At 72.7% G+C, this 17,428-nt stretch carries 14 protein-coding genes; 9 read left to right on the top strand and 5 right to left on the bottom strand.

Annotation, left to right across the window (positions count from 1 at the left end):
* Positions 1–183: 183 nt before the first annotated feature.
* Genes RE421_RS13025 through RE421_RS13000 form a run of 6 tightly spaced genes read left to right on the top strand, consistent with a single transcriptional unit; the run spans position 184 to position 7,290 of the window.
* Positions 184–1,836, top strand: a complete 1,653-nt coding sequence (locus RE421_RS13025) for an ABC transporter substrate-binding protein (RefSeq protein WP_309810685.1) — start codon at positions 184–186, stop codon at positions 1,834–1,836.
* Positions 1,837–1,890: 54 nt separating this feature from the next.
* A complete protein-coding gene (locus RE421_RS13020) occupies positions 1,891–2,970 on the top strand; it encodes an ABC transporter permease (RefSeq protein ID WP_396134658.1) in 1,080 nt (359 codons plus the stop codon).
* Between the two features lies 1 nt (position 2,971).
* Positions 2,972–3,925 carry an ABC transporter permease gene (locus RE421_RS13015; RefSeq protein WP_309810680.1) on the top strand — a complete coding sequence of 318 codons (954 nt, stop codon included), beginning with the start codon at positions 2,972–2,974 and terminating at the stop codon, positions 3,923–3,925.
* On the top strand, positions 3,922–5,694 hold the full coding sequence (locus RE421_RS13010) for an ABC transporter ATP-binding protein (protein ID WP_309810677.1): 1,773 nt from the start codon (positions 3,922–3,924) through the stop codon (positions 5,692–5,694). Before RE421_RS13015 ends, RE421_RS13010 begins: the two co-directional genes overlap by 4 nt.
* A 16-nt stretch (positions 5,695–5,710) precedes the next feature.
* Positions 5,711–6,088 (top strand): chorismate mutase, encoded by a 378-nt coding sequence (locus tag RE421_RS13005; RefSeq protein WP_309810674.1) that lies wholly within the window; start codon positions 5,711–5,713, stop codon positions 6,086–6,088.
* Positions 6,085–7,290 carry a hypothetical protein gene (locus RE421_RS13000; RefSeq protein WP_309810671.1) on the top strand — a complete coding sequence of 402 codons (1,206 nt, stop codon included), beginning with the start codon at positions 6,085–6,087 and terminating at the stop codon, positions 7,288–7,290. Before RE421_RS13005 ends, RE421_RS13000 begins: the two co-directional genes overlap by 4 nt.
* A 21-nt stretch (positions 7,291–7,311) precedes the next feature.
* Here RE421_RS13000 and RE421_RS12995 read toward each other — a convergent pair whose 3' ends face one another.
* The 5 genes from RE421_RS12995 to RE421_RS12975 are packed head-to-tail and all read right to left on the bottom strand — an operon-like array spanning position 7,312 to position 12,883.
* A complete protein-coding gene (locus RE421_RS12995; protein WP_309810668.1) occupies positions 7,312–8,637 on the bottom strand; it encodes a DUF58 domain-containing protein in 1,326 nt (441 codons plus the stop codon).
* A gap of 14 nt (positions 8,638–8,651) precedes the next feature.
* The gene (locus RE421_RS12990; RefSeq protein WP_309810665.1) at positions 8,652–9,650 is read right to left on the bottom strand and encodes a MoxR family ATPase; all 999 of its coding nucleotides are present in this window, start codon (positions 9,648–9,650) and stop codon (positions 8,652–8,654) included.
* A complete protein-coding gene (locus RE421_RS12985; RefSeq protein ID WP_309810662.1) occupies positions 9,647–10,918 on the bottom strand; it encodes a DUF4350 domain-containing protein in 1,272 nt (423 codons plus the stop codon). Before RE421_RS12985 ends, RE421_RS12990 begins: the two co-directional genes overlap by 4 nt.
* On the bottom strand, positions 10,915–11,604 hold the full coding sequence (locus RE421_RS12980; protein WP_309810658.1) for a DUF4129 domain-containing protein: 690 nt from the start codon (positions 11,602–11,604) through the stop codon (positions 10,915–10,917). The genes RE421_RS12985 and RE421_RS12980 overlap by 4 nt, the downstream gene beginning before the upstream one ends.
* Before the next feature lie 22 nt (positions 11,605–11,626).
* Complete coding sequence (locus RE421_RS12975; RefSeq protein ID WP_309810656.1) at positions 11,627–12,883, bottom strand: hypothetical protein; 1,257 nt, start codon at positions 12,881–12,883, stop codon at positions 11,627–11,629.
* A gap of 231 nt (positions 12,884–13,114) precedes the next feature.
* Between RE421_RS12975 and mtrA the strand changes: the two genes are divergently transcribed.
* From mtrA to RE421_RS12960, 3 genes are read left to right on the top strand one after another with little or no spacing between them, the layout of a single operon-like run.
* Positions 13,115–13,792 carry an MtrAB system response regulator MtrA gene (gene mtrA / locus RE421_RS12970; protein ID WP_309810652.1) on the top strand — a complete coding sequence of 226 codons (678 nt, stop codon included), beginning with the start codon at positions 13,115–13,117 and terminating at the stop codon, positions 13,790–13,792.
* Position 13,793: 1 nt separating this feature from the next.
* The gene (gene mtrB, locus RE421_RS12965) at positions 13,794–15,617 is read left to right on the top strand and encodes an MtrAB system histidine kinase MtrB (protein WP_309810650.1); all 1,824 of its coding nucleotides are present in this window, start codon (positions 13,794–13,796) and stop codon (positions 15,615–15,617) included.
* Complete coding sequence (locus RE421_RS12960) at positions 15,617–17,359, top strand: LpqB family beta-propeller domain-containing protein (RefSeq protein ID WP_309810647.1); 1,743 nt, start codon at positions 15,617–15,619, stop codon at positions 17,357–17,359. The genes mtrB and RE421_RS12960 overlap by 1 nt, the downstream gene beginning before the upstream one ends.
* Positions 17,360–17,428: the final 69 nt, after the last annotated feature.

Here is a 17,428-nt window from a genome sequence, read left to right as displayed (position 1 = left end):
CGTCTTCCGCGGAGGGCTGGCCGCGCGACCCGCCGGTAACTTGTTGCCCCGTTCTGCGGTGTCCACGGCGTAGGCTGTCGTGTCATCCGGGCCACCGTGACCCGGATCACGTCATCGCCTTTCGTACCCCGGTCCCGCTGCCCGCACCCCTGGTGTCCGCGGGACCTTCCAGGAGGACACCCCATGGCCATCATCCGTCGCCGCCTCAGCGCGGCCATCGCCCTGGGCGGCGCCGCCGCCCTGGCCCTCACCGCCTGCACCGGCCCCGCGCCCAGCGGGGACTCCTCGGACGCCGGCTCCGCTGAGGGCGGTGACACCGCTGCCGCCATCGTCTACGGCACCACGGACAAGGTCACCTCGCTGGACCCTGCGGGCTCCTACGACAACGGCTCCTTCATGCTCATGAACCAGGTCTACCCGCTGCTGCTGAACTCCGCGCCCGGCACGGCGGAGGTCGAGCCCGACCTGGCCGAGTCCGCCGAGTTCACCTCTGAGAACGAGTACACCGTGACCCTGCCCGGAGGGCTGACCTGGGCCAACGGCAACACCCTGGACTCCGCTGACGTGAAGTTCACCTTCGACCGCCAGCTGGAGATCGCCGACCCGAACGGACCGTCGTCCCTGCTGGGCAACCTCGAGTCCGTCGAGGCCCCGGACCCCACCACGGTGGTCTTCACCCTCAAGGAGGGCAACGACCAGACCTTCCCGCAGGTGCTCTCCTCCCCGGTCGGGCCGATCGTGGACGATGAGACGTTCCCGCCGGACGGGCTGCTCTCCGACGAGGAGATCGTCGCGGCCGACGCCTTCCACGGCCAGTACACGATCGACTCCTATGAGAAGAACCAGCTCGTGAACCTCGTGCCCTTCGACGGCTACGACGGACTGCTGGGACCGGCCAAGAACGGACAGGCATCCATCAAGTACTACGCCGACTCCAACAACCTGAAGCTGGACATCGAGCAGGGGACCATCGACGTGGCCTCCCGCGCCCTGACCCCCACTGACGTGGAGGACCTCTCCGGCAACGACGACGTGGTGGTCCACGAGGGCCCAGGCGGCGAACTGCGGTACGTGGTGTTCAACTTCGACACCATGCCCTTCGGCGCCGAGACCGAGGACGCGGACGAGGACAAGGCCCTGGCCGTGCGTCAGTCGATGGCGGACCTGGTGGATCGGGACGCCCTGTCCGAGCAGGTCTACAAGGGCACCTACACCCCCGCCTACGGCTACGTGCCGAAGGAGTTCGAGGGCGCCACCGAGCCGCTGAAGGTGAAGTACGGCGACGGCGACGGCGCACCGGACGCGGACCGGGCCGCCCAGCGCCTGGAGGAGGCCGGCGTCGAGACCCCCGTGACGCTGAACCTGCAGTACAACCCGGATCACTACGGTCCGTCCTCGGGCGAGGAGTATGCCCTCGTCAAGCAGCAGCTGGAGGCCGACGGCCTGTTCACCGTCAACCTGCAGTCCACCGAGTGGGTGACCTACCAGGAGGACCGCGTGGACTCCTACCCCGTCTACCAGCTCGGCTGGTACCCGGACTACTCGGACGCGGACAACTACCTCTCACCGTTCTTCGCCGTGGAGAACTTCCTGTCCAACAACTACGTCAACGAGGACGTCGACCGGCTGATCGCCGAGCAGCGCGTCACCCCGGACGAGGCCGAGCGCAGCGCGAAGCTGGGCGAGATCCAGGACCTGGTGGGGGAGGACCTGTCCACCCTGCCGCTGCTGCAGGGAGCCCAGGTGGCCGTGTCCGGCACCGACGTGACGGGCGTGGACGACACCCTGGACCCCTCGTTCAAGTTCCGCCTGGGAGCCGTGTCCAAGGAGGGCTAGTCCACCGTGACCGTCACCGCTGACCTGCCGGGGACCCCGGCGGGCGACGAACCGGTGGCCCTGCCCGGGGGTTCCGACCCCCAGCAGTCCGCCCGGCCCCGCACCCGGGGCCTGGGCGGACTGGGCGGGTACATCCTGATCCGGTTCCTGCTCATCATCCCGACCGTGTTCATCCTCGTGACCATGGTGTTCTTCCTCATGCGGGTGACCGGCGACCCGATCACCGCCGCCATGGGCGGCCGGCTGACCCCGTCCCAGCTCGCCGAGCGCATCTCCGCGGCCGGCTACGACCGGCCCCTGCCCGTGCAGTACGCCGAATACCTCGGCGGCCTGCTGACCGGGGACTTCGGCACCACGCTCTCGGACAACCGCCCCGTGACGGAGGTGCTGGCCACCTACGGGGCGGCCACCCTGGAGCTGGTGTTCTTCTCCGTGATCGTGGCCCTCGTGGTCGGCGTGCCCCTGGGCATGGTGGCGGCAAGGTTCCGCGACCGCTGGCCGGACGCCGTGCTGCGCATCGCGGCGATCCTGTTCTACGCCACCCCGGTGTTCTTCGCCGGGCTGCTGCTCAAGCTGGTCTTCGGCATCTGGCTCGGGTGGTTCCCCACGAACGGGCGCGTGCAGATCAACCACCAACTGGACCTGGACCGGCTCCAGGCGCCCACCGGGATCTACTTCCTGGACGCCCTGCGCTCGGGCAACCTGGCCGCCTTCGGGGACGTGCTCCAGCACGCGGCCCTGCCGGCGATCGCCCTGGGCCTGCTGACCGGCGGCGTGTTCCTGCGCCTGGTCCGCACCAACATGATCGGCACCCTCGGACGGGAGTTCGTGGAGGCCGGGAGGTCCCGCGGCGTCAGCGAGGTCCGCCTGACCACCCGGCACGCCTTCCGGCCCGCCCTGATCCCCATCATCACCGTGATGGGCCTGCAGATCGCCATGATGATGGGCGGTGCCGTCCTGACGGAGACCACCTTCGAGTGGAAGGGGCTGGGCTTCCAGCTGGCCGAGTACCTCACCGCCCGCGACTTCGTGGCGGTGCAGGGGATCGTGGTCCTGCTGGCCGTGATCGTGGCCGTGACCAACTTCCTCGTGGACATCGTGGCCGCGCTCATCGACCCGAGGGTGAGGTACTGACATGTCCCTGGCCACCACCGCCCGCAGGCTGCCGGTCATCTCCCACCTGGGGCAGTCCGCCGGCCTGCAGCGCGGGATGCTCATCGCCGGACTCGCACTGACGGTGCTGTTCGTCCTCGCCGCGGCCCTGGCCCCGTGGCTCGCCCCCTACGGCTACGCCCAGATGACCTACTCCGGCGGCGGAGCCTTCCCCACGCAGGCGCCGCCCTCCGCGGAACACCCGTGGGGGACCACGGTGGGGGGATTCGACGTGCTGTCCCGGGTGCTGTGGGGCACGCAGACCGCCCTGGCCGTGATCGTCGCCGCGGTGGTCATGTCCCTGTTCCTCGGCGTGTTCCTCGGCCTGGTCTCGGGCTACCTCGGCGGCTGGGTGGACCGCGTGCTCGTGGTCATCGCGGACGCGATCTACGCCTTCCCCTCGCTGCTGCTGGCCATCGTCATGTCGATCGTCATCAGCCAGGGCCGGTCCAGCCTGTGGGGCGGGATCATGGCGGCAGCCATCTCCATCACCGTGGTGTTCATCCCGCAGTACTTCCGGGTGATCCGCGCCGAGACCGTGCGCCTGAAGGCCGAGCCCTTCGTGGAGTCCGCGCAGGTGGTGGGCTCCTCACCGTGGCGCATCATGACCCGGCACATCCTGCGCAACGCCACCCGGTCCCTGCCGTTGATCTTCACCCTGAACGCCTCGGAGGCCATCCTGACGCTCGCCGGGCTCGGCTTCCTCGGCTTCGGAATCGAGCCGACGGCGGCCGCCGAGTGGGGCTACGACCTCAACCGGGCGCTGGCGGACGTGACGAGCGGGATCTGGTGGACCGGCCTGTTCCCGGGACTGGCGATCGTGCTGACGGTGATGGGGCTGACCCTGGTGGGCGAGTCCATGAACGACCTCAACGACCCGCGCCTGCGCACCCGCTCCCGCCGGCGGTCCCGGCGCGCCACGAAGGAGACCGCATGATCACCCCCACCCCCGAGGGGCACGACGCCGGCCCGGTCACCCCGGTGCTGGAGGTCCGGGATCTCTCGGTCACCTTCGCCACCGACGGCGGGGACGTGCGCGCCGTGCGCGACGCCGCCTTCTCCGTCGCCCCGGGCGAGGTCGTGGCCGTCGTCGGGGAGTCCGGGTCCGGCAAGACCGTCACCGCCAAGACGGTGCTCCGGCTGCTGCCGGAGACCGCGGAGGCCTCCGGGGCCGTCGTCGTGTCCGGGAAGGACGTGCTGAGCCTCTCCGGCTCCGCGCTGCGCCAGATGCGCGGCAGCCACGCGGCGATGATCTTCCAGGAGCCGTCCACGGCGCTGAACCCCGTGTACACGGTGGGCTGGCAGATCATGGAGGGCCTGCGGGCGCACGCCCGTGTCGCGGAGTCCGGCGGCCGTGGCCGGATCGGCCGCCGGGAGGCCCGGCGCACGGCGGTCGAGGCACTGCGGGCCGTGGGCATCCCGGACCCCGAGACGCGTGTGGACTACTACCCGCACCAATTCTCCGGGGGGCAGAAGCAGCGCGTGGTCATCGCCGCCGCGCTGGCCCTGAACCCCGGCCTGATCGTGGCGGACGAACCCACCACGGCCCTGGACGTCACGGTCCAGGCAGAGATCCTGGACCTGCTACGGGACCTGCGGGACACCCGCGGCGTGTCCATCGTGCTCATCACCCACAACATGGGCGTGGTCGCGGACCTGGCCGACCGCGTCGTGGTGATGTACCGCGGCGAGATCGTGGAGCAGGCCTCCGTCCGGGAGCTCTTCGCCGCGCCCCGGGAGGACTACACGCGTGCCCTGCTGGAGGCCGTGCCGCACCTGGGCCGGAACTCGGCCTCCGCCGGGGTCACCGAACGCCCCGCGGCGGGGCAGGCCCCCGTGGTCAGCGCCCGCGGACTGCAGATCGAGTTCCCCGGCCGGCTCGGCAAGCCGCCGTTCCGGGCGGTGAAGGGCGTCGATCTCGAGATCCGCGCCGGCGAGGTCTACGGGCTGGTGGGGGAGTCCGGTTCGGGCAAGACCACCATCGGACGGGCCATCGCCGGTCTCACGCCGGCCACGGGCGGCTCGCTGACCGTGTTCGGGCACGAGATGGTCGGGTTCCGGGAGCGGGCGTTCAAGCCGCTGCGCCGGGACATCGGCTTCGTGTTCCAGGACCCCGCGGCGTCCTTCAACCCGCACCTGACGATCGGCGAGTGCATCGCCGAACCCCTGCTGGTCCACCCCGCGGCGTGGTCCCGGGACGGTGAGCCGTCCGCCGAGCGGTCCAACGCGCCGTCCGCCGGGCCGGGCGGCTCCGCCGTCGGCCGCCGCATCTCCTCCCTGCTGGACGCCGTCCAGCTGCCCGCCGAGTACGCCCGCCGCTACCCGCACGAGCTCTCCGGCGGCCAGCGCCAGCGGGCGTCCCTGGCGCGCGCGCTGGCCCTGGACCCCGCCCTGCTCGTGGCGGACGAGCCGACGTCGGCCCTCGACGTGTCCGTGCAGGCCAAGGTCCTGGACCTGTTCCGCGAGGTGCAGGAACGCTTCGGCTTCGCCTGCCTGTTCATCAGCCACGACCTGGCCGTGGTGGACCACCTCGCCACGTGGGTGGGCGTGCTCTACCGGGGCGACCTCGTGGAGGAGGGCATCGGTTCCCGGGTGATGGGCGCCCCGCAGCACGACTACACCCGGCGACTGGTGGCCTCGCTGCCGGTGCCGGATCCGGTGGAGCAGTCACGCCGGCGCCGGGAACGGCAGGTGGCCGCTGGCTGACCGTAGGCTAGGGGCCATGAGTGAGCAGACCGACGCCGGGACCGGCCAGCAGTCCGAGGGCGGCTACGACCCCCACGCCTCCTCCCTGCGGGGCACCGCCGACCCGGCGGTGCTCGAGGAGCTGTACGCGATCCGCGGCAGCATCGACAACGTGGATGCCACGCTCGTCTACCTGCTCGCCGAGCGGTTCAAGTGCACCCAGCGGGTCGGGCGGCTCAAGGCCGAGCACGAGCTGCCGCCCTCGGACCCGGGCCGCGAGGCCGCGCAGATCGAGCGGCTGCGTCGGCTCGCCGCGGACGCGGACCTGGACCCGGCCTTCGCGGAGAAGTTCCTGAACTTCATCGTCTCCGAGGTCATCCAGCACCACCGCGCCATCGCGGCCGAGAACCGTTGAGGGCTGCCGACGCCCCCGCGGTCCGCGCCACCCTGCTGGGGGACTGGCCGGGGACGGACCCCGTGTCCGCCGCCGGGGACGTGCTCAACGCCCTGGGGTCCCCGCACCTGCCGGTGCTGCCCGAGCTGCCCGCCCGGGGCCCCGGATCCGATCCGGTCGGCCGCACGGCCGCGCTGCTCGAGGACCTCGCGGTGGACCTCCAGCCGCACGGGTGGCGGCTCGTCCCGGAGCCCGGGATGGACCACCGCCGCGCCACCTCCGCGCTGGCCTCCGACCGCCACGCCCTGACCGACGTGGCCGGGGAGTCGGGCCTGAGCCTGGAGGACCTGCTGCTGCGGGTGACCGGACCGATGTCACTGGCGGCCGATCTCTGGCTGCCCGGCGGGGAGCGCTCGCTCTCGGACCACGGGGCGCGCCGGGACGTGGCCCAGTCCCTGGCCGCGGGACTGGCCTCCCACGTCGCCGCGGTGCGCTCGCAGACCGGTGCCTCGAGGCTCACCGTGGTCCTGGAGGAGCCGCGCGCCGCGGCCGTGCTCTCCGGCGCCCTGCCCACGGCCAGCGGCTACCGCACCGTGCGCTCCATCCCCCGGTCGGAGGTCCGGTCCGCCTGGACCCTGCTCCTGCAGTCGGTGCTCGACGCCGGCGCCACCGGTCTGGTCCTGGCCCCCGGCCGGCGCGGGGCCGGCGCGGACTGGGCCTGGGCGGAGCTGGCGCTGCTGGCCTCCGAGGCGCTGCCGCCGCTGGCCTCCGAGGGCGGGACTCGGTCTGCGACCGGGGACGCGAACGGGGATGGGAGCGGAGATCAGCACGGGGAGGGAGCCGCGCCGATGACCGCGCTGGCCCTCCCACTGGCCCCGCTGGAGGGGCCGGGGGCCGATCCCTCGCGGTGGGAGATGGTCGCCGGCTGGACCGAGGCGGGCCGCCACGTGGCCGTCCGGCTGCCCGCGCCGGAGCACGTCGGCACCCCTGTGGCCCCGCGACCCGCTGGGACCGCGGCGGGACGGCCCTACCGGGGCGCCGCCGTCGGGCTCGCCCGGGCCTGGGAGCGCCTGGGCCTGGACCCGGCACGGCTCGGCCAGCTGATCCTGGCCGCCCCGGACCTGTCCGCCGGCACCCGCGTCCAGGCCAACCGGACGGTGGAGGCCACGGTGGCCGCCGCCGAGGAGCTCGACCGCATCCGCCAGGACGGCGGCCTGGCCTAGCCACGGTCCGCGGAGGGGACCTCAGAGGCGGCCGGCGGCCTTGAGCCTGAGGTAGGTGTCCGCCAGCGCGGGCGGCAGCGCGTGCGGCGCCGCATCCACCACCTCGACCCCGAGCATCTCCAGCTCGCGGGCGGCGGCCCGGCGTTCCAGCCAAGCACGCTCGGCCGCGGCCGCACGGAAGGTGGTCTCGGCGTCGTGCCGGGTCCGGGCCATCTCGGCGAGCTGGGGGTCCGCCACCGAGGCGACCACCACCTGGTGGCGGGAGCTCAGGGCCGGCAGCACGGGCAGCAGCCCCTCCTGCAGGGCGGCGGGATCCAGATCGGTCAGGAGCACCACGAGGGCGCGCTGCCGGGACACCGCCGCCACCTCCACCGGCACGCTGGACCAGTCCGCGGAGAGCAGCGTCGGCTGCACGGGGGCCAGGGCCGTGACCATCCGGTGCAGCAGGTGGCCCTTCTCCGTGGAGGAGGTGCGGGCCCGCACCCGCCGGTCGAAGGCGATCAGCTCCACCCGGTCACCGCCCGCGGAGGCCAGTGCCGCTAGCAGCAGGGAGGCCTCGATCCCCGTGTCCAGCTTGGGCTCGTCGTCCACGCGGGCGGCGGCGGTGCGCGAGGTGTCCAGCACGATCACCACCCGCCGATCCCGTTCGGGCCGCCACGTCCGCACCACCACATCCTGCCGGCGCGCGGTGGCCCGCCAGTCGATGGAGCGCACGTCGTCGCCGCGCACGTAGTCGCGCAGGGAGTCGAACTCGGTGCCGGCCCCGCGGTGCTGGACGGCCGAGCGCCCGTCCATCTCCCGCAGGCGGGCCAGCCGCGAAGGCAGGTGCCGGCGGGAGCGGAACGGCGGCAGGATGCTGATCTGGCCGGCGGCGGGCAGGGTGAGCTGACGCCCCGCCACCCCGATCGGGCCCCAGGAGCGGATCGTGACCGAGGGCGTGCGCAGCGTCCCCCGGCGGCGCGGCACCAGGGTGGTGACCGTCCGGCGTCGTTCCCCGGGCGGAACGTCCAGCGCCACCGCCGCGTCCGCGCGCGGCCGGGACCCCGGCGCGGCCGGGGCCTGCTGTCCGGCCGAGGGCTGCCAGGCATCCCGCGCCGAGCCGCGCAGCCGGCGCCGACCCCGGTTGGTCACCAGCAGCGCGTTGTCCACGGTCTCGTCCAGCCGGGAGGAGGCCGGCAGCTGGCGCTCGAGGACCAGCTCGCGCGGTGAGGCGGCGAGCACCAGGTCCGCGGCGGCCACGAGGACCAGGGCGAGCAGGCACCACAGGATCGTGTCCGTCCCCGGGCGCAGGAGCACGGGGACCAGGCACAGCAGGGCCAGGAGGAGGAAACGGCCGGAGAGCACCATCAGCTACGCTCCGATCAGCGCGGGACCGGGACGGTGGCGAGCAGCCCGGAGAGCACCTGGTCCGTGCTGACACCGTCCAGCTCGGCCTCGGGCCGCAGCGAGACGCGGTGCCGCAGGCAGGGCAGCGCCATGGCCTGGACGTCGTCCGGGGTGGTGTAGTCGCGGCCGCCCAGCCACGCCCACGCCTTGGCGGTCTGCAGCAGGGCGGTGGAGCCGCGGGGGGAGACGCCCAGCTGGAAGGAGGGCGAGAGCCTGCTCGCGCGGGCCAGGTCCGTGATGTAGCCCAGTACCTCGGGGCCGGACTGGACCCGTCCGACGGCAGCGCGCGCCGCCTGGATCGTCGTGGCGTCCGCCACGGCACGGACGCCGGCCGAGGCCAGGTCCGAGGCCGAGAACCCGGAAGCATGGCGGCGGAGGATCTCCACCTCGTCCTCGCGCTCGGGCAGTTCGAGGGTGACCTTGAGCAGGAAGCGGTCCAGCTGGGCCTCCGGCAGGGGATAGGTGCCCTCGTACTCCACCGGGTTCTGGGTGGCCGCCACCATGAACGGGTCCGGCAGCGGCCGGGACACCCCGTCCACCGAGACCTGGCCCTCGGCCATGGCCTCGAGCAGGGCGGCCTGCGTCTTGGGCGGGGTGCGGTTGATCTCGTCGGCCAGCATCAGGTGGGTGAACACGGGTCCCTCGCGGAACTCGAACTCTCCGGTCTTCGTGTCGTAGACGAGCGAGCCGGTCACGTCCCCGGGCATCAGGTCCGGGGTGAACTGGACCCGGCGGGTGCCCAGGTCCAGCGCGGCGGAGAGGGTCCGCACCAGCAGGGTCTTGGCCACGCCGGGCACCCCCTCCAGCAGGACGTGGCCGTTGCAGAGCAGGCCGATCAGCAGCCCCGTGACGGCCGGCTGCTGCCCGACGACGGCCCGGGCCACCTCCTCGCGCACGGCGCCGAAGGCGCGGCGCAGGTCCTCGTCGGTCGGGGACTGCTGGCCCGGCTGGTGCTCGGGGTGGGGAACGGTCATGGTGTCCTTCCATCGGGGTCTGGGGTGCTCGGGTCCGGCGTCGGATCGGTGGTCAGGGCCGCGTGAACGGTCTCCTCCAGCTCCAGCAGCCGCCGGCCGGCGGCCACCAGGTCGCGGGAGGTGGCCACCGGCTCCACGTCCAGGTCGGCTGCCACTCGGGCCGGATCGCGGCCGGTGACCCGGGCCGCCGCGGAGACGATCGCGTCCACGGAGGCCCCGTGGCCCAGGCTCAGGGACCGGGAGAGCCGCACGAGGGTGGCCGAACGCAGGGACCGGGCGGCGGCACCGTGGTGGCCGAACCTCTCGTAGAGGCGGGCCCGGCCGATCGCGGTCTCGGAGGCCGGCACCACCACGGGCAGCGGCTCCACGGCGAGGGGTCCATGGCGGCGGCCCCGCCACAGCATGAGCACCGCGAGGCAGATGATGAGCCAGATCCCCGCCGGGCGCACCCAGTCGGGCAGCAGCTGATCCATGCTCGGCGGGCCCGGATCCACCGCGACGTCCGCCAGGCCCGGCAGGTACCAGACCACGTCCGAGGACCGGCCCAGCGACCACAGGGACAGCACGGGATGGCCGTCCTCGCCGGCCGTCTCGTTGGCGAGGATCCCGTGGTTGCCGAGGACCACCGTTCCGTCACCGGTGGCGACGACGGCCTGCGCGGGGTGGGCGTTCTGTCCGACGGCGGTCCCGGGGACCGGGAAACAGGATCGGCCGGCGTTCACCCGGTAGGACCGGCCCGCCGCCGGAATGGTCTGGGACTCCCGGCCCATCGGGAGGCCGCAGCCGTCCCCGGAACCCAGCCGGTCGCCGTCGGGCACCTGTCCCGCCTGGGAGACCGTGGGGGCGAGCGCACGCAGCGCCGGGAAGTCCGGCTCCACGAGGACTCTCCGGTCCGGAGCCACCGCGGCGGCGAGCTCGTCCAGCCCGGCCGCGGGCAGGTGCCCGGCGGCATCGTGGAACAGCACGGGCGCCTCGGGGTGCTCGCCGGCGAGCGCCACCGCCTCGCTGAGGGAGTCGGCCGGGTGCACCGAGATCCCGTGGCCCTCCAGGACGCGGACCACGGCCTGGGCGCCCTGCGGGGCGGCCGAGACCGGGGAGAGGCGGCGATCGTCAGGACTCTGCCGGAACACCGAGGGCAGGGTCACGAGCAGCAGCAGCACGGCCAGGACGAACCAGATCCAGGCCCTCCTCCACCACCGCGCCAGGGCCTGGCCGGTGGTCGGGACGCTCGGGGCGGAGGTGGTGGTGGAGGTGGTGGTTGTGGTCATCGCGGGGCCGCCATCTGTGACGGCGGGCCGGATCCGGCCCCGGAGGGATCCGGGGCCGGCTGCAGGTGCCGCAGCCGTTCGTCGAGGTCGCGGACGGCGGCCGCCTGCGCTGGGCTTGACGGCCGTTCGCCGTAGACCACGGCGTTGAACCCGTCCGCGGCGGCGTCCAGGGCGGCCTGCTCGGCGGGGAACGCCGCACCCAGGCCGAGGGCCGCCTCGGTGGCGGTGCGTCCGGGCTTGACGGCCAGCACGGTGCGGACCTCGGCCTGCCGCACGAGCGCCCGGTACCAGGCGGCGAGCGCCTCCGCGTGGTGCCCGGCCGCCGCGGCGGAGGCGGCCGTCCGGCGGTACTGCTCCGGGCTGATCGAGCGGTCGGACAGCACGGCGGCCGCGCGGCGGGCGCGGACCGCCGCGTTGGTCCGCGGGCGGACGAACCAGAGGACGACGCCGGCCACGACCACGAGCAGCAGGGGCAGGACCCAGCCGGGCAGGGAGGGGGCGGCGCCCCCGAGAGAGCTGAGCCACTCCATCACGGCGCCCAGCGCGTCGGCGAGCCACTGGAGGACGGGGTTGGGCCTGGCCTCGGCATACTCCGGGGCGGACAGTTCCTCCTCGAGCAGGCGGCGTGCCTGCTCCCGGTCCGGCTCCCAGCCGTCAGGGGACATGGCGGCCACGGCCCAGCTCATCACCAATCCAGCGCCGCCTGACTCAGGACCCGGCGGGTCCCGCTGGGGGGCGGCCCGGGACCAGCCGGTCCGTGCCGGCCGCGGCCTGGACGTCCTGGACGGTGCTGAACCGGGCGTCGTCGCTCAGGCCCGCGGCATCGGCCGCGGCCGCGAGATCCAGGTCGAAGCTCTCCTGGCGGATCCGGTAGTCGGTGTAGAGCAGGGCCACGAGGCAGGCGGTGTAGACGGTGGCGAGGGCGCCCACCAGGGAGGTGACGGCCACGCTGACCAGCATCCAGATCCGGGAGCCCTCGATCACGTCCTCGGCAGTGGCGCTCTCGGTGAACGGGGCGAAGACCCCGCCGATCATGGACAACGGGGTGGTGATGATCGAGGAGACCACGCCGACGATGATCCCCACCAGCAGGATGATCCCGAAGGTCCGCCACCAGTGGCCGCGGGTCAGCGTCCAGGACCGGCCCATGGCCCGGAAGGGGCTCTTGAGCTCCACCGCGGAGGCCGCCGCGGCGAGCAGGAGCTTGACGTAGAGCCAGACCCCCAGCACCACGCTGGCGAGGATGAGCACGAACAGCAGGATCCCCATCAGCCCCGCCAGGCCGCCGTCCTCGTTGGCCGCGGCGATCACGAGTCCCACGACGACGGCGAGGAACAGGAGGATGAGGATGAACGTGGCGGCGAGGTACAGGGCACCGAGGCCGAGCAGGGACCAGACCTGGCGGCCGGTCAGCCTCCAGGCCTGACCGAGGGTCGTCTTCAGCCCCGCGGCGGAGCGGAGGACGACCACGGCCAGGACGCCGTGGGCGACGAGTCCGGCCAGACCGGCGAGTAGTGCGCCGACGGTCAGCAGGGCGAGCGACCCGAACAGGGAGCCGAAGACCTGCGCGGCGGTCGAGCCCTCGAGGAAGGGGTCCATGCCCGCCTCCTCCATGCGCAGGATTCCGGTGAGGGCATCGAACATCACCGTGGTGCCCAGGACGGAGACGAGGATCTCGATCAGCGAGACGATCAGCGCGGTGCCCACCACGGCGGCCGCATTGCGCCGGATGGCGGCGAAGGATCCGCTCAGCAGGTCGCCCAGGGCCAGGGGGGTCAGGGGGATGATGCCGGGCCGGCGTGAGGGGGCGGCGAATCCCGGGCGCTGGCCGTAGGGGTTCTGCTGGAGGGGCTGCCCGTAGGCCCCATAGGGGGACGGGCCGGCAGGGGGCTGCCCGTAGGGGGACTGACCGCCCGGCTCCCACGGGCCTCGGTGGCCGTCATTCGGGTACTGGTTCTGGTCCAACGGAAGATCCCCCTGAGATTCCTGCGGTCCTGCGGCTGCGCCGCCGGTGGACCGGCGGCCGCCGGCGCGGCGCGCCCCTGTGCAATCCCGACTATATCGGCCGCATCCGCGCTGGTCGGATAAGGTGGGACGGATGGCCGATCGGGCCGGTCCGCACGGGGCCACCGGGCGGCAGTGCCGGTCGGTGGAAGCCCTCCGGTGGGAACTTCGGTGAAGGGGAGGACCATTCCGGTGAAGGCCAGAATTCTCGTGGTCGACGACGACGAGGCACTGTCGGAGATGATCGGCATCGTGCTGCGCAACGACGGTTTCGAGCCGACGTTCTGCGCGGACGGCTCACAGGCGCTGGAGATGTTCCGGTCCACCCGCCCCGAGCTGGTGCTGCTGGACCTGATGCTCCCCGGCATGGACGGCATCGAGGTCTGCCAGGCCATCCGGGCCGAGTCGGATACCCCCATCGTCATGCTGACCGCCAAGTCGGACACCTCGGACGTGGTGCGCGGCCTCGAGGCCGGCGCCGACGACTACGTCCCCAAGCCGTTCAAGCCGGCCGAACTGGTGGCGCGTGTCCGCGCCCGGCTGCGGGAGGGCGAGACGCGCGCCCCGGAGACCCTGACGATCGCGGACCTGACCATCGACGTGGCCGGGCACCAGGTCGCCCGGGGGGACGGGCCGATCCAGCTCACGCCCCTGGAGTTCGACCTGTTGGTGGCGCTGGCCCGCAAGCCCTGGCAGGTCTTCACCCGGGAGATGCTCCTCGAGGAGGTCTGGGGCTACCGGCACCAGGCGGACACCCGGCTGGTCAACGTGCACGTCCAGCGGCTGCGCTCCAAGGTGGAGAGGGATCCGGAGAACCCGGAGGTCGTGCTGACGGTCCGCGGCGTCGGCTACAAGGCCGGTCAGAGCTGAGTTGACCACGGGCACCGTCACCGCCCCCGAGCAGGCGGACTCCACTGCCGCCGGCTCGGACGCGGGGGCCCTGGCCCGGTTCCGTACCCTGGTCGCCGGGCGGTTCACGGCCGCTCGGCGCCGGTGGACCGCCTCCCTGCAACTGCGCACGGTGGCGAGCACGGCCGTGCTCACCCTGGTGGCCGCCGGGGTGCTGGCCCTGTTCCTGTCCCAGCAGATCACGTCGGGCCTGTTCCAGTCCCGGTTCGACCAGGTTGAGGCCGAGTCCAACCGCGGGCTGAACCAGGCGCGGTCCATCTTCGAGAACGCGAACACCAATGACCCGGAGACGACCGACCTGCTGGTCACCAACACCCTGAACCAGCTGGCGGGTGACACGGGGGCCACGGTGATACGGGACATGGTCCTGGTGCCGCTCGAGGACACCCAGAACCTCTTCGTCGGCCCCAAGTCCAGTTCCGGGCTGTCCGCGGACGTGATCCCCGCGGAGTTGTCCGAGGCGGTCCAGAACGGCAGCGGGACCTACTGGCGGTCCATCGGCCTGCCGGCCGAGGACGGCGGCACCAGCCCGGCGCTGGCCTTCGGCACCCAGGTGACGCTCCCACCGGGCAACATCTACGCCCTGTACATGGTCTACGACCTCACCAGCGTGCAGGACACCCTGGACTACCTGATGCGCGTCCTCGTGGTGGCCGGGGCGATGCTGGTGATGATGAACTCCCTGATCGCGGTCTTTGTCACCCGGTCCGTGGTCCGGCCGGTGGGCCAGGCCGCCTCGGCCGCCGAGACGCTGTCCTCGGGGGACCTGTCCGTGCGGATGCCCGTGCGGGGGGAGGACGAGATGGCCCGGCTGGGGACCTCGTTCAACCGGATGGCGGACAACATCCAGGACCAGATCACGCAGCTGGCGGAGCTGTCCCAGATGCAGCAGCGGTTCGTCTCCGACGTCTCCCACGAGCTGCGCACCCCCCTGACCACGGTCCGGATGGCCGCCGAGGTGCTCTACGACTCGCGCGACGGGTTCGACGCGATCAACCGCCGGTCCACCGAGCTGCTCTACCACCAGGTGGAGCGCTTCCAGGCCCTGCTGGCGGACCTGCTGGAGATCACCCGCTTCGACGCGGGCGCGGCCACGATGGCCCCGGAGAAGACGGACATCCTGCACCTGGCCACCGACGTGGTCCTGACGGCGCAGCCCCTGGCACACAAGGCCAACACCGCGGTGTACGTGGTGCCCATGGGCACCGAGGTCACCGCGTACGTGGACCCCCGCCGCATCGAGCGCATCGTGCGCAACCTCGTCAACAACGCCATCGAGCACGGCGAGGCCCGTCCCGTGGACGTGATCGTCGGCGGCAACGAGGACGCCGTGGCGGTGGTGGTCCGGGACCACGGCATCGGCATGTCCGAGGAGCAGGCCTCGCATGTCTTCGACCGCTTCTGGCGCGGAGACCCCGCGCGGGCCCGGACGACGGGTGGATCCGGGCTGGGCCTGTCGATCGCGCTAGAGGACACACGGCTGCACAACGGCCGGCTGGACGCGTGGGGACACCTGGGCCGCGGCTCGGCCTTCCGCCTGGTCATCCCGCGCAGCAGCGGGGGCGCGGTCGGGGAGGAGTCCCCGCTGGGGCTGCCCCCGGTGTACCACGAGTCCCAGCGCCGGCTGCCGGCGGACCTCGAGAATCCGGAACCCTCGCAGCTGACCGGTGAGGTGCTGCCGGACCGCGTCCAGGAGCAGTCGCTGTACCCGCAACGTCCGGAACCGCCGGAGTCCGCCGCGTCCCCGAAGGACACGTCCGGACCGGACGAGGAGGAGGAATCCTGATGGCGGCTTCCGAGCCGGCGGGCACGGCCCGCGTACTGCGCTCCCGCGGACCCCTGGCCGCCCTCTGTGCGGTCCTGGTGGCAGGACTGCTGCTGGTCAGCGGCTGCGCCCACCTGCCACAGAGCGGGCCGGTGGGGACCTCGGATCCCCTGCCCGGCGCCGAGAATCAGATGAACTACTCCTTCACCCCCGCCGGACCCGTTCAGGATGCCAGCCCCGAGGACATCATCCGCGGGTTCCTCAACGCGGGGACCGGCATCCAGGACGACTACGCCACCGCCCGGGAGTTCCTGACGGAGGACGCCGCCACGTCCTGGAACCCGGAGGCCAGGACCCTGGTCTACCACGAGGCTCCCACCGTGGTCCCCTCAGCCCAGGACAACCAGTACGAGGTCCAGATGGAGGTGGACTCGGTGGTGGACGAACGGGGGATCATGAACCGCATGCCGGCGAACACCTCGGAGGCCGTGGGCTTCGAGCTCGCCCAGGTCGACGGGCAGTGGCGGATCTCCCAGGTGCCCGGGGGCAGCATGCTCGAGACGGCTCAGTTCCGGGCCCTCTTCGCCTCCCACGAGCTGTACTTCTACGACCAGTCCTACGCCTACGCGGTGCCGGACCTGAGGTGGTTCGTCAACCGCTCCGGGACGGCGGCGGACATCGTCGGGGCGCTGATGGACGGTCCCGCCCCCTACCTGGACGGTGCGGTGCGGACGGCGTTCCAGTCAGGGTCCGAACTGTCCCGGCCGTCCGTGCCGGTCAGCGCCGGCCAGGCGAAGGTCGACCTGACCCAGCAGACGGTCGAGAGCGCCGACCCCCTGACCCGGCAGCGCATGCAGCAGCAGCTCGAACTGACACTGGACGGGCTCAACAACGTCTCCGGGGTGGAGATGTCCGTGGACCTGAACCCCCTGGACCTCGGGGAGGTGCCGGAGAACTTCCAGCCGGCGACCATCAACCCGGGGGTGGGGTCCACCCAGGTGGCCGTGGCCGACGGAGAACTGGTCTACTTCGAGGGCGACGCCACCGTCCCCGTCGGAGGCCTGCAGGTCGAGGTGGAGGGCGGCCCCGTGGACCCGGCCATGAGCCTGGACGGCACCCGGTTCGCCTTCCTCACGGCGGACCGTACCCACATGGTGAGCGCCGGTACCGACGGTTCCCAGCAGCTCGAGGTCGAGGGCGAGGAACTCACCCGGCCGAGCTTCGACTCCTCCGGCTGGACCTGGACGGTGGACCACGCCAACGGCACCCGCATCATGGCGGTGCAGTCCGCCGACCGGGGCGACGTCTCGCTGGAGATCAGCGCCGAGTGGCTCGGGGACCGCACCGTCCATGCGCTGCGGATCTCGCGCGACGGCACCCGGGCGGCGATCGTGGCCGGCGAGGGGGACTCCGCCCACCTGTACCTCTCAGGCGTCATCCGCGACTCCGAGGGCGTGCCGCGCGGCCTGGGCTCCCCCGTGCGCCTGGAGCCCACCGTGCCCGTCAACGACGTCAACTGGGTCTCCGACCAGGAGCTGCTGGTGGCCGCCACCAGCAGCGACTCCTCGGTGGAGGCCCAGACCATCGGGCTGGACGGCTCGCTCGTCACCCACCGGCCGTTGCTCGGGATGACGGGATTCTCCACCGGCCCGGGTGACAACCCGGTGTACGCCGAGACGGCCGAGGCCGTGCACACCCTGGCCGGCTCCACCTGGCGGTCCCAGGCCGGCGCCCTGGCCCACGACCTGGCCTTCCCGGGCTGAGTCCCCGGCGCGCGGCCCCCGGAGCCCGGGGGCCATCCGGGCGCGTCGTCCACAGTGTGTCCACCCGAG

The organism is Citricoccus sp. I39-566 (assembly GCF_031432995.1).
In the GTDB taxonomy this organism is placed as follows: domain Bacteria; phylum Actinomycetota; class Actinomycetes; order Actinomycetales; family Micrococcaceae; genus Citricoccus; species Citricoccus nitrophenolicus_A.
Note: the sequence above shows the minus strand (reverse complement) of the source record. Positions and strands in the feature narration are given on the sequence as shown.

Bases quoted from the DNA above. Each gene is read 5' to 3' on its own strand.
- RE421_RS13025 (WP_309810685.1), top strand. From the start codon at position 184: ATGGCCATCATCCGTCGCCGCCTCAGCGCGGCCATCGCCCTGGGCGGC.
- RE421_RS13015 (WP_309810680.1), top strand. From the start codon at position 2,972: ATGTCCCTGGCCACCACCGCCCGCAGGCTGCCGGTCATCTCCCACCTG.
- RE421_RS13010 (WP_309810677.1), top strand. From the start codon at position 3,922: ATGATCACCCCCACCCCCGAGGGGCACGACGCCGGCCCGGTCACCCCG.
- RE421_RS13005 (WP_309810674.1), top strand. From the start codon at position 5,711: ATGAGTGAGCAGACCGACGCCGGGACCGGCCAGCAGTCCGAGGGCGGC.
- RE421_RS12995 (WP_309810668.1), bottom strand. From the start codon at position 8,637: ATGGTGCTCTCCGGCCGTTTCCTCCTCCTGGCCCTGCTGTGCCTGGTC.
- RE421_RS12990 (WP_309810665.1), bottom strand. From the start codon at position 9,650: ATGACCGTTCCCCACCCCGAGCACCAGCCGGGCCAGCAGTCCCCGACC.
- RE421_RS12985 (WP_309810662.1), bottom strand. From the start codon at position 10,918: ATGACCACAACCACCACCTCCACCACCACCTCCGCCCCGAGCGTCCCG.
- RE421_RS12980 (WP_309810658.1), bottom strand. From the start codon at position 11,604: ATGAGCTGGGCCGTGGCCGCCATGTCCCCTGACGGCTGGGAGCCGGAC.
- RE421_RS12960 (WP_309810647.1), top strand. From the start codon at position 15,617: ATGGCGGCTTCCGAGCCGGCGGGCACGGCCCGCGTACTGCGCTCCCGC.